Source organism: Streptomyces sp. NPDC002793, from assembly GCF_040295485.1.
Lineage (GTDB): Bacteria > Actinomycetota > Actinomycetes > Streptomycetales > Streptomycetaceae > Streptomyces.
This window is the reverse complement of record NZ_JBEOVL010000081.1, coordinates 1-13,546: the sequence shown is the minus strand read 5'-3', so window position 1 is coordinate 13,546 and position 13,546 is coordinate 1. Positions and strand designations below refer to the sequence as shown.

At 66.8% G+C, this 13,546-nt stretch carries 1 protein-coding gene; it reads right to left on the bottom strand.

Translation table 11 applies throughout. The features are described from left to right. Window positions 1–13,531, bottom strand: a 13,531-nt coding sequence (locus ABT001_RS34820; RefSeq protein ID WP_351285589.1) for a scabin-related ADP-ribosyltransferase, incomplete at its 3' end; no start/stop codon positions are given. Window positions 13,532–13,546: the final 15 nt, after the last annotated feature.

The following is a 13,546-nucleotide window of genomic DNA, read 5'->3' as shown; positions in this document are numbered from 1 at the left end:
ACGCGTTCTCGCCCGGCCCCAACCTCTTGTAGGCGTCCCTCACCGACGCGGGGAAGAGATCGTCCGGATGAGCACGCAGCAGAGCCTCACGGTTCTCCACGCTCAGCCGGAATTCCTGCAGCATGATTTCCGGCGCAAGCAGCCACATGGTCGCCTCTTCTGGCGAGAAGGACAGCCCGACCGCCTCCAGATGCTCACGCCGTACACGAGTCTCCACAAAGGCCGGCTCGTTCAGCAGATCGACGAGCTTCGGGGCGGGCGTCGCCCGCTCGGCCCGCAGGTAATCCCTGCCCCTGCGCCAGAGGATCACTCTCGGCCCGCTTGTCCCGTCGCTGGGGGCATAGGTACGCGCAGTGCCGTCCTCCGCGACCACGGTCAGGGTCAGGCCCCGGGCCGCTGCCAGCTCGGCTGCGTTCCGCTCCGTCGCGTCGTCCCAGCGGCGGGGTGTGAACACCTGCTGTCGGATGAGGGCTTCTTCCTGGCTTCTCGTCAGTTCGAAATCCTCGGGCAGTCGGCGATCGGCCCGCCGCAGGCGCGCAGTCAGGATGGCGCTCTCGGAGAGCCCTGCGCGAACAAGCTCCTCGTTCGTGAACGGCGACTCACGGCCCAACCGGACGGACGCGGGAATGGATTGCTGCCGAAGCTCAACGGCCGATTTAGTGGCACCCTCCAGCTCCAGCGCCTCGGCAATCCCGGACCAGAAGCCGTTGCCGTCACCGAGTGGTTCTTTGAGCTCGTGAACGGTGCCGTTCGGGTCGACGAGTGTGGCCGGCTTCCCGTTGGTGACAACAGCACGCCAGGTGCTGGTGGCTCCGCGTTCCCACGGTGGTGTCGAGTACGCGGGACGCAGCCCTTGGCCGCTGGGCGTTTCAGTTTCCAGGGCCGCGGCCCTCGTGTCCCGCTCGGCCGGAGCAGGCAGCGGCGGCTCTCGCCCAGGTTCGTCGGACGGCAGAGCCAGCAGATAGTGCCCGTCCTTCGCCAGCAGCACCATGTGCACAAGCTCTTCGTCGGGGTCGCGTTGCACCAGTTCTTCGTCCGTGCCTTCGCCGACGGTGTCCAGGGGCCGGAAGTCCTGGAACGATCCGTCCGCACGGACCACGGTGATCCGCGCGCCGAAGACACGCGCGGCGAGCGAGGGTTGCAGGTCGGCGGCGCCATGGTTCCACCCCGCGTCGTCCTCGGTGTCCCCTCTGCGCAGCAACTGCGTACTGGCCAGACCTTGACGCTGCTCAGCGGGCAGCTCCGCATGCAGCGGTATATGGCCCGAGTCCTCGTACTCGCGGCGCTCGGGGCTGCCCTCTCGGAAGTCCACCCCGCTGGCCGCCAGTTCCGAGTCGCTGAACGTGTCCTTGGTGTCGGGCGACGTGAACTTCAGCAGACCGCGGGCCCCGGGGTCGCTCAGCTCGTCGGCGAGCAGGCGCCGCAGACCGTCGATGATCTTCTGCCGGTCCGCCACATCCACCCGGGCAGTGAGCCTGTCAGGGGCGGCGTGGTGCACTCCTTCGGCGAGGGCGTGGAAGAAGGCGTCGCCGTCGGCGGGGACGTCGTGAACCGTGTAGTGGTCGCCTTCCGGCGAGATGAGCCGGTCAGGACCGTCGGGTGTACTTTCCCGCACGATGTAGCGCTCGGCGTCGGCACTGTCGGCCTCCGCCACCGGGACCGGACGGTGAACCACAGGCGGCGGTTCGGCCAGGCCGCCGCGCAGCTCCGGCTCACCGGCGCGGTGTGCTTCGGCCGGCAGCTGGTGCCATCGTGTGAGCCGGTCGGCCGCCGCCCGCACACGGTGGAACTCCGCAGCCGCGGCGTCGGCCTGCCGCAGCAGGTGATTCATGGTGGCCTGGGCCTGGGCACGTTGCCGCAGATCCTTCACGGTGGCCCGCTTACGCTCGGACCCCTCACCCTGCAGGTCGGCCAGGGCGCGACGCTGCTCCCAGTAGGTGCTGTCCGCGTCCGCCCAGGCCTGGCCGGCCTCGACGACCTGGGTCCAGGCGTCCGCGACCCGGGACGGGAAGTTCTCGTCGTCGATCAGGCCCAACTCGCGGGCCACGTCCTCATGGACCAAGGCGATGATCTTGCCCTGCGTCTCAACGGCCTGCGGGCGGGACCTGATGAGGCCGAACGGGCTGCGGCGGGTCACCTCCGCTACGCCGAGCCAGTCGGTCGGGATCGCGAACACGAAGCTGCGGCCGGCAACCTTGGTGTTGAACTGGGCGCTCTCCTGGCCGGCGACGACCCGACTACCAGCCCCTGCGGTACTCGGGCCGGCCATGGATGCGGACGGGGCGACAGAGCCCGCATCGTGGGCGGCGAATGCCGCCCGCCCGCCGAGTGCGTACTCATAGCCGCTCGCGTGCTCCTCTGCCCGGTCCCGGCCTGCGGTGTCCCGTTCGGCGCTCTCCATGGTGCTGACCGGTATCACTGCCAGCAGTGTTGCCCGGGTGAAGTCCGGCCCGGAGTAGAGCCGGTAGTCACCGGCAGTGCCGCCCTCGAACAGTCCGGGGACCGTGTAACCGGCGGCGGTCGCACTGTCCTCGAAGAAGGCGGCCAGTGCTGCGTCGCTGGTTGCGTTGTCCAGGGCCAGCGCGGAGCCGGTGCCGGGGAGAGTCAGCCGGGTGCTGCGGGCGTCTCCCATGGCGTCGACCAGGTCCTTGCCGGTCAGCGTGAGGGGGGAGCCGGCGGGAGCGACGGAGGTGCCGGATGCCTTGGCGACGGCCAGGACGCCGGCTTCCTTCAGCGTTTCGAGGCCGACGATCCGGCGGACATGGAAACCGCTGGCCGGCAGCTGGATCGGCCCGTGCGCGCCGCTCGGCTGCCGCGCGGAACGCCACGCAGCGATGTGCCGGGGGACGTCGCTGCCCTGCGGCCACAGGACGACCGAACCACTGGGTTCGTCCAGCGACGGCGGGCCGAGCGGATCGTCCGCCCGGCCGGCGTGCGGAACGCTCAAGCTCAGCGGCACCTGCTCGCGCAGCGTGCCCACCGGGCCTTCCTCGGTGAGGGTGGGCATGTCTGTTCCGAGATCGAGCGTGAGCCGCAGCGTGTAGGAGGTGCGGTAGTCGGCGTGCGGCTCTCGCGCGTAGAAGATCTGCCGCTTCGTCCGTGCGCGGGAACGGCCGTAGGAGGTCAGGTCGGAACTGGTGGTCCGTACGTCAGCCTGCGGTCGGAAGGACTCGAGGTCACCCGGTCCGGGCTCGGCGCCTGGGGGCACGGTGCCCACCTGCTGCATGGCGGTCAGACCGATTCCACGAGAGGTGGCCGAGGACCATCCGTCCGTCTCGGTCACGGTGGCGATCCGGGTGTCCTCCATGACGACGCCGTGGTCAAGGCCGACGAACTCCGACTCGCCCGCGATGAGTTCCACCCGCAAAGAACCGGCACGGCTTCCGATGCTGATGAACGGGGTGCGCCAACGGCGGACCTGGGTGCGCGCGGCTGCGCCGGTGGAGGTCATCTGCTCGCGAAGGGCCCGCACGGCTCGCGGAGTGACGAGGGAATGCACACGCTCGCGGTCCGCGTCGTTCACGTTCCAGCGCCGCAACTGGTCGTCGAAGGCGGCCAGCACCTCGGTGGCGTCCAATGCGTTGACGGGATACGACCCGAAGGGGTGGTCGTGCCACCATGTGGCCTGGGCCCACTGATGGGACAGGTAGCGGGGCACGTCCCCCAATCCGTCGTTCAGGATTTCCAGCTGATGCGCGGTCTTCTCCGACACCTGGCCCAGATAGCTCGACGGGACGGTGAGCTGCTTTCCGTTGAAGCTGTTGCGGTGATGGCCGAGGAATCCCTCCTGGCGCCCGAATGCCACGATGTCGTGCTGAACGTCCCCGGACAGCAGGATCTTGTAGCCACTGTCCTCCCGGTTGATGTCCGATGTGACGGTGCGGGTCACCTTCGTGCCGTCGATGCTGGAGCTGCCTCTGCGGTACTGCATTCCGGCGATCGTGGCGAGTTCGGTTCCGCCGGTGGTGCCGCCGCCGGACAGGGCCCAGCCGCTGCTCGTGGCCGCGGTTACCGAACCCGACATACGCAGATCACTGCTGACGCCCATTTCCGAGCCCAACTTGATCGGGCCGGATGCCACGCGCAGGTTGAGGATCCGCGTGCGGTGAACCAACTCCCCTATCCTGCTGTGGCCTTCCGCGATCACAGAGATCCGCGAGCCGACAGGCCCGGATCGCTGGTCGAAGCCGGCTGTGAGGAGCTGCGGCTCGAGGAACCGCACGATGGCATCGTGGGGAAGGGCTCCTGGACGGGAGAAGTGCCAGGACGCACCGGAAACCGTTCCCATGAGATCCGCGGCGACGTCCTTGAGCCGCTGGTGCGAGCCGACACTGAGAGTCTGATGAGGCTGGTCGCCGAACACATCGGGACCATGCCACTCGGACAACACGGCGACGTTGTGGGTCGCCAATGCCTGCGTCTGCGCCGGGTCCAGCTCCACCGCCTCGAGGGGCATGGCGCGCTCAACCATGTCCGGATCGGTGGCGGGCGTGAACTCGTCCGGAACGGCCAGCACGACCCGGCCCACGAACGCCTCCGCGCTGCCCCCGACGAGGTCCGTGCTCTCTTCGTCCTGGAGATAGCGCTCACGATCGAGCAATCCCAGTGTGAGCGCCCGCGGACCGCTGCGGAAGCGCCAGAAGCCGCCGATCTCCGCGGTCAGTTCCAGACGGTAGCTGTGCAGATGGGAGGGCAGGGAACTGACGGCCACCTGCTCCTGCGATGCGGTGGATCCGTACTGGGTCCCGCGGCCGTTGTCCCCTCCCCAGGTATAGCCGCCCGAGACATTTCCGGTGCCCGCGAAACCCCAGAGCGACACATCGGGTCCCACCCTCCAGGTACGCGTCATGCGGTGCGAGCCGTCGAGGCGTTCCGTGCCAGGTGCTGCGGATCGCAGGATGAGATCGTTCTGGGTGCCCTCGTAGCGGCGCCCGGTCAGCACGCCACGAATCCTGATCGAAAGACGAGGGCGCATCACAATGCCAGGGTTCTCGTCCAGTTCGATCACCAGCCCCGTCATGAGCTGCTCGAGGCTCCCAGCCATTCTGTGATGTGACAGGGCGTTCATCACACGGAGTGTGTTCCCCAGCGCGAGGCTGTAGTGCTCCCTATTGCGCCAGCGTGAGTGGTTCGGATCGCCGAAGTCCTCCAGCGTTGCCAGCAGGTCCGGGTACGCCTTGGCAACGCTCCCGATCAGCCTGTCGGCGAAGGCTTGCAGCCAACCCTTCTGATGGTCCTCGTCATTCGCCAGGTCACTGTCGTAGATAAAAGCCTCAGGCCTGCTCATTCCGAGTACAGCGGGGCGGTCCTTGGTCAAGTAGGCCGGGGCATACGGCTCGTTGACGGGTTCCCTCTTGCGGAGAGTCGTGCCGTCGTCCCAGCCCGCGAGACGCCGCGCCTCGGTGTGTGTCATCCGGTCCAGGCTCCAGGTGTCGAACGTGATGACCTCGCCACCGGTCCTACGCACATGCACGGTCTTCTGGACCTTGTATAGGACGGTCGGCACGTTCTTGGCCCGACCGACGATCTTTCGCCCTCCCGAACCGCCGAACGTACTGCTGTGCGTACTGCTGCGGCCGTAACTGACAGAGGCGCCGGCCATCAGGCCCCCCAGGGGGCCGAGGTCGAAGGAAGGACCGAGCGTGAAACTGACTCCCCAACTGGACGTTCCTGAAAGGGTTTGTTCGTTCTTGGCTGTCTGTTGAATGGTGTGGCGCATCTCGGCGGCCCTGCTTTCAGTAAGCAGTTCAGCCTTTCCGGGGACGACCTTCTCCACGACGAACGCCCCCAGCGGCGATCCGTCCTCAGCGAACAGCGGGTCCGAGGGGACATTGCCCTTGGCCAGACGGTCCGCTGCGCGGTGGAAGTTCTCCGAAGTGAAGAGCCCGGTGATGTACTCGTACGCCGCGCTGCCGGGAACAACTCCGAATCCGTCGACGAGCTGCTCCGCCAGCCCCCGGACCGGTCCGTAACCCTCGGTGTGCACCAACCGGTAGTCGGACCGCGCGTCCAGCTCCATGCGGTCCGGCACACGGCCCGGATCGGCGACCAGGGTCTCGCTGTCCGTCAGCCGCACCGCCAGCCCGTTGCGCACCGCAAAGGTGAACGTCTCGCCTGTGGTGGAGGAACCGGCAGGCCGCCCACCGGAGCTCACGGTTTCAGGCCCGCCACTGAGGAAGACTTCGTACGCCACGTCATCCAGATGCAGATGCGACACCTCCGCCATCCGTGTCTCCACCTGGCTGACTGTCTCGTCCTGCATGCCGTACTCGGCCGTGCGGGTGGAGCCGGCTGTCACGCCGAGACGTGCGAAAGCGGCCGGACCCGAGGGGGGCAGGACGGAGACACCTGGCGCCGCCCGCAGGCCTGCCCCCACAGACTGCACAGCGCCTGCGGTGACCTGGCTGCGCTGAGCACCTTCCAACTTCACCGGCTCTCCCTGGAGATCGGTGAACCGTTCCCAATTTCCGTACGGCCGGGTGATCACCCGCAGCACCCGTATCGGGGAGTTTCCGAAGGCGGAGGACTGGTACCCGTCACCGTGGAACCTCTGCGGGGCGGTGCGCATCGCCTGGCTCAGATCTGCCAGCACCTCGCTCAGACCGGGCACAGTCGAAGCTTCGCCGCCGAGGTGGGTTGAGACGATCTTGCTGATCTCCTGCAAGGCCAGGTCGGCACCGCGCAACGTGACCTGGCTGTGGCCGTAACTTCGACCCTTGGTGTCGTCCGCGCCGTCCCCGGTCAGGTACTCCGGCAGCCTGCTGTCATCGTCGAAGCGCACCGGTCCGTCCTCAAGGGACGGCGACGGCATCGAGTGATCGATGCGCGGCGGCCGGTGCACCTCGAGTGCCGTCTCGATCCGGGCGAAGACGATCTTCTGCTGACCGGTATCCGGGGCGCTCGGCGAGTCGTCGCCCGGCTCAGCCGCGCTCTCGAGCTGCTCTGAGGGCTTCGGATCGGGATCCGCCTCGGGTTCCCCAGCAGGCTGCAATCGGGCAACCCCAGGGTCGCCTGCCAACACCTGTTGCGCGTCCGCCGCCGCCACGGCCGCGGCCGGCATCTCGCCACGCGAACCGGTCGACAGCTCCGGCACCGCCGCACCCCGCGCGCGGGGGCTGGACTCCGCCACTCCTGCAGCGCTTTCGCCCGGCCGGAAATCGGCTGTTCCGGGGAGCGCACGCCGTGCGGCGCTGATGTCTCGCTGCGCGGTCTGCTCCTCGGCCGCCTGCACCATGTCCTCCGCGACGGCAGCATCGATGGCCGAAGCGCCCGACGCAGTCGGCCGGGAGCCACGAAATTGTCTGCGCAGCATGTCCACAAAGGACGCCAATATTTGCCCGACGTAGGAGTTCCGCACCCACGCCCACAACGCCGCGCCCCCCGACCTGAGCTGCTCCAGTATGACCCTCAGAACCACCCAACCAGCCCCCCGCCCGGACCGGTCCGTCGCCCAGTCACCGGGATCCGTCGCCCTTTCGCCGGGGTCCGTCGCCCTTTCGCCGGGATCCGTCGCCCAGTCACCGGGATCCGTCGGGTCGGGTTCGCGCAGCGTGGTAGATCGCCGGAACGGATCCGCCAGTTCGAGGGCGTGGTCGATAGCCGCCTGTCCTTCCGACGGATCGGTGCCGACTGGCGGCCGCCAGTCGGTGGCCGCCGGCTCACCGCCCAGCTTCTCGGCGAATTCCTTGAGATCCTTGGCGTCCGGCCGCACGCCCAGGTGCGACGGCAGGCTGGCCCGGATCCCTTGGATACTCGCCCGGTCAACCGTGACCGTGTGGTGCGCGCCTTCCGCATTCCCGACGCGCTTCAACGAAACGCGGACCAGCGGTGCCCCGTCCGCTCGTGCGACGTTATCGTAGGCGCGGGAAGCCCCCTCCACCTTTTCCCAAACGTCGTTCAGCAGGGCGTCATCAGTACCGGACGTGGGGTCCAGATAGATCTGGGCCGTGAGGTCAATGCCCCGCTGCCCGTTGGCGAACAGCACTTGCTGGACATCGAATGTGACGATCTTCCCACCATGGGATACCGACCCCGGCACCTTGTCCGTCTCGCCGATCGGCGCCTCCTCGGGCCACCAAAGGTGAAGCTGGACCTGCGTGGGCCGGTACGCGAGATGCCGGCCGTCCCGAGCCAGCCCTTCCATTCGGACCCACTCAGCTTCACCCACCCAGTACTCGGTGCCGTCGTCCAGCAGCTTGGACTTACGCCCCTTGTATGCCTGCGCCACCGCGGTCAGCAGCTTCTCTGCTGACCACTCATCGGGGAACATAATGTGCTCGTCCCCGTCCCGGTGCTGACGCCAGCGATTCCGGTCAATGATCCGCGAGTCGTAGTGGTGCCATTTCCTAGGCTCGGGCCCGAACTCCTTCCCCACCTGGAACACCCAGGCGCTATACTCTTCGGTCTTTTCTCGGAACCACGTGACCCCCCTCGTTTTATGCGAGTAGTTCAACGCCGGGTCGAGGAACCAGACCGCTGCCTGGTACGTGCCGTTGTCGTGCCTCTTCGTGCCGGCCTCGATCCACATGCCGTGGAACAGCCTCTGGTCCTTCTTCGGCGCGTGGTAGGCGCCGGTCCGGGTGCGGCGGTCGCCGTACCTGGTCACGTCCTCGACCCGCTGGCCGAAGCCCGCGCGGCCGGTGAGCTTGGGGGGTGCCGGGCGCGGTGCGTAGGCAGGCGGCTCCTGATCGGGCTGATCGTCAGCGGGCCGGAATCCGGTGAAGTAGCCGTAGAGCACCTTCCCTGCGATCCGCACCCCGGCGTACTCCCCCACATAGATGTAGGCGCCGGGCGGCCATCCCTCCAGGGGAAAAACATTGCCGTGGTACAGGGCATCCAAGTACGCCTGCTCACCGGCGTAGACCACATCGTCCTCGGTCCAGTAGGCGGGGAACATCATCTGCCCCCGCTTCTCGGTCCCGAGGGCGGCCTCCCGCTCGTCCTGGCCGTCCACCTCGGTCCAGCTGTGCTGCTCATCCGGGACCAGGCTCCACCAATTGTCCGTCGCCGATCGCGGGGCCAGCACGTCGGCCGTGAACTTCATCTCCCCCCGCGACCCGCCGTCCAGGTCACCCACGCCCGGAAGCCACCAATCACCGGGCTCCAGCCGCCGGTTCACCCCACCAACCGTGAACCGACCCCGTTTCCAGCTGAACCGATCGTCCGGGACCGGGCGCCACCAATCAGCACCCACCAGCCGCGAGTTCAACCCACCGCCCGTCGCATACTCCGCCCGGTACGTCCCGTTGCGGTTGGGCTCCTCCTGCAGCATGACCGGCCGAGGACGAACCGACATCCCACTGGGCGCCAGATAGCCACCAGCCCCCGTGCCAGACTCCCCATACACCACTGCCCGCCGGGTCTCCGCAGTGAAATGCGCACGCGTCGGCAACCCATCCTCACGGGGCTCATACGTGTCATCAGTGGCAAAGACCACCTCGCCCTCGACCCGAAAACGGTGGCGCGCGGCGGCGTCGTCCGAGTCAGGGCCTGCGGCACGGCGGTAAGCGGCCTCGATCGCCGATCCCCACTGGCGCAGATAACGCGGCGAGAGCCACAGTCGACCCGGGCCGGCGCCCTTGCGGGGGTGATCCATGTCCACGATCGGGTGCCCTCCCTTGTCCACGGGGGAAGGGCCGTCCATCACGCCCCCGTCCAGATAGACCGGACGCCAGGCGAAGTTGAGGCCATCGCGGTACTCGTCCTCTACGCCCAACAAATGCCCCACCTCATGGGCCAGCACATCGGGCTCATCGCGGAGGCCGAGCGACCAGTTGGCGGAGTTTTCCCGTTCGAACTCGGTGTGGACCTTGACGACATGGTGGGCTGCTGCGCGATCGGTCACATACTCCAGGTCGACCCAGAGCCGGTCCCCGTTAGGAAGACGAGAACCCTGGTTGTACACCCTGTCAACACCCTGCTGAGCAACCTCCGCCAACTCGCGCACCTCCTCCGGAGCAGGCGTGCCGCGTACTGGATCCGCGACTACATCGAGGAAGATGCGCACCACCGCACGGCTGATGAACTCTCCCGTCCGAGAGTGCCTGTACCGTCGCGCCTCGAAGCGCCTGAAATCAACTGGGGCACCCGCCCAGGCCACCCCTTCCTCCGGGCCCGCCCCCACCTCACCGCGGACAATCACATCGACGTCGTCGAACTCCGGCCGGACGAGCATGGGCCCGTCCGAGCTTTCAGCCGGAGCAGGCTGTGGCGTGGCCGCAGCCTCTGACCCACGCGGCTCGAACTCGCCCGATGCAATCGGCCCGTTTGACGACGGCTCACCCGAGTACACCGCGGGCATCGCATCGGGCGATGCCATCTCGTCCCTGTCGCTGCCGTCGGCAGTAACCTGCACCTGAGGGGTGCTGACGCTGGCGTGACGGTGGGGGGTCAGAACATCTGCGATCTGTTGGAGCTCCTTCGGATCAGACGAAGCCTCGAACCCGCCCGCACCGGTCGGCACAAAGTCAACCCACGCCGGCTTCTCGACGTCCCCGTTGGCCTCCCCAGGGGCCTGAGGATCTGCGGCTGCGGCTACGGCGTTCGAGGGGGAGCTCACCGAGAGGGCCGGATCAGCAGCAACGGTTGCAGGCCGGCCACCTGGCGCCGTCAGTTGGGCGGGGACGAGCCCGGGGATCGAGTAGAGGTCGGTGACCTCCCCGCGCAAAGCCTCTTCCTCGGCCGGTGTGGTGGCGTCGGCCAGGTGCGAGGCACGCATCACCTCGAACAACGAGTGATCCTGGCCGGGGAGCATCCATCCCATCAGCGCCTTCCGGAAGTCGGCCATGGTGGTGTGCTGAACGTTTAGCCATTGAAAGGCCCTGAGCATACGCAGAGTCGTTCCGGAGACACCGGCGATCAGTGGCATGCCCTTGTCGACATGCCACTGTTGATACCAGGGAGACCGCTCGTCCAGGTCGAAGTACGCGGTCCCTTCAACCCAGCCCAGGGCGAATTCCGGCCCCTGTTCACCGTCCAACTTCAGATCTCCGGCCCGCATGTTCAGCTCTGTCCGTGAGCCTCGGACCAGCGCCCAGACCTCATCGACCGGGGGGCGAACATTTGAAAGAATCTCAGGTCCTGGCCCGCCCGCCACTGCCTCGGGCAGTGGCGGGCGCTTCACATATACCGAGACGACATCCGGCCGCGCCAGGATCTCGTTGAGCACGGGATCCCCGGTTTCTGCATCAAAGGCCAAGGTGTCAAGCGGTATATCCTCGATGTCGTAACTGTCCCAGGGCCGCCGCTGCTCGTGGAGCCACAGAAAGGTTCGTTCGCGGTCACTCAACGGCACACCGAGGTACGTGTAGTCCCGCGGCGCCTTCTTCCGGGAGCCAAGAGCGCGCAGGTCGGGCGACCGTGCGATACGCGAGTTCTGACTGTGGACAATCTCCAGAGGGTCCTTGGCCCTTCCTCTCGTAGTGTGAGCAGCGAGGCTGCCCAAAGCGAAGGGATCATCCTGGCGGAACAGGTACGCCTTGTCACGGGTCGCTGGGTCCGCGGCGACCCTTTCCTCGAGAATCGCGCGGTCACGACCGTGTACGAACCCCGCGTAGATCTTCAGCGCCGAGCAGTCGAGGCCCAATGCCCGAGCACTTTCCAGACCCTCGGCGGACGCCTGGACGCCCTCACGGCGGCCGGGTTCGGCCAGGACAGACTTAAGCACACTGTTCAGAGATGGAACATTGGCGTCACGTTCGTAGAGCGCCTTGTACCCAGTGGCGTTCAGGAATGCCGTCATGACTTCGCGCAGGGATCCGGTGACGAGCAGCGAGTCGAGCCATGCGGTGCTGGAGGAACCCGGCGCGGGGCCAATCTGTCCTGCACTGGTCGGATCGCCGGTGAAGAACGAGGCGTCGACGACCTCCGCGCCGTGACCTTGGTATGCCGCCTGCAGCACTTCACGCAGTCTCGTCACGGCCGAACGTGCGGCCTCGAGAGCCACCGGGTCGCCTTGGTAGTGCACTCCGAGCTTCTGCTCGAACGCCGCCCGCTCCCGGGCAAGTTGACTGGATGCACCGGCAGTCAGCTGCCCTTCAGGCGTGGCCCACTCCAGATCCCGCTGTAGTGAGGCGTCCGCCGGACCGGCCCCATGTTCCTGATTGGGCATGTTCGCAATCGCATGGTCCACGACAGGCGCGGGGTCGGCAGACTGGGACACGGTCGACGCACCCAGCAGCGTCAGGTAGGCGTCCTCAGATTCGACGTGGCCAGGAGACAATTCACCTGCGTCTTCATCCTGCTCACCTTCAGCCGGTCTCAGCCCCAGTAGCAAATGCTCCTGATGCAGTTCGTGCACCATGCGGTAGTCCACCGCAGGCGCATCATCCACCGCCGTGTCTCCGCTGACTGGCGTCTCCTGCGTCACATCAGGGGAAACACCGCCAGAAAGAACCTGGCCATCTCTCTCCAGGGACAACACCCCGGGGCTCCGCCGGCGTGCGGCATCGACAGCCTCTGACACGGTCTGCTCATTGCTCTCGGCCTGCTGCACCATGTCGGCGGCAACTGCATCGCCCGAGCCGTCACCAACCGCAAACTGGGTCGAAGTGCCCACCCGGCTTGACGGCAGGACGTCGGCTCCCGACACACGGGCCCGCGTGAACCACACCCAGCCACGGCGCAAGGAATCCACAAGAGACCCCCAAGCCTGCCTATACCAGGAAAGCAACGCCCCTGGCGCCGACCGAACCAACTCCCACAGAGAAACCAGGGACCGCCAAACGCGGCCCGTCTCGGAACGGCCCTCATCCCCCAGGGCCTGGACAAACTCCGTCAGACTCTCTGGCGGGCCGTCGTGGACACTGTCCCGCCACTCAACCTCATCAGTGTCCGGATTCCACCTACCGGTACGATCCAGGTCCCCGTCGTAGACAGTCACAATGGCCCGCGCATCGATCGATCCCGTGAAAACAACCTCCTGCTCAGCCTCGAGGATGTGTCCACCACTTGAGCCGAGGGTGGCCTGGACGTCGATACCTCGGGGGTCTCCGTTGAGGGACGAGTCGATCCCGTAGCGGTAGCGCCTTACGCCGTACCAGAGTTCGTAGTCCCGGGTGGTCGAAAGGAATTGCGCGTCAGGATTATTGGAAACCCATCGCGTCAAATCCACCACATTGCTGGGGTTATCGGCACGGAAACCCTCACGGAAGATCTCCTCCGGCGGACGGTTCGAGAACCGCCATAGCCTTTCCCCCTCATCACTTTCCACCACATAGTCGCGATCCAGTTCGTGCACCATGCGGTAGTCCACCGCAGGCGCCTCATCCATCGCCGCGTCTCCGCTGCCTGACGTCTCCTGCGTCACACCGGGGGAAACACCGCCATAAAGGGCATCCGACTTCGTAGCAGATTGCACGGTCGGCCGCACCACCACCGCGTCTGCCTCACCATCGGCAGCGCCATCAGCAGCGACCCGGTCCTGAAGGGCGCGGGCACCAATAGGAAGGTAGGGGGTCAGTACGTCTGCGATCTGCTGGAGATGGTCGGAGGTGATGACGATGTGCGATTGAGGATTCTCGAACTTCCCCATCAAGCTCGACTCACC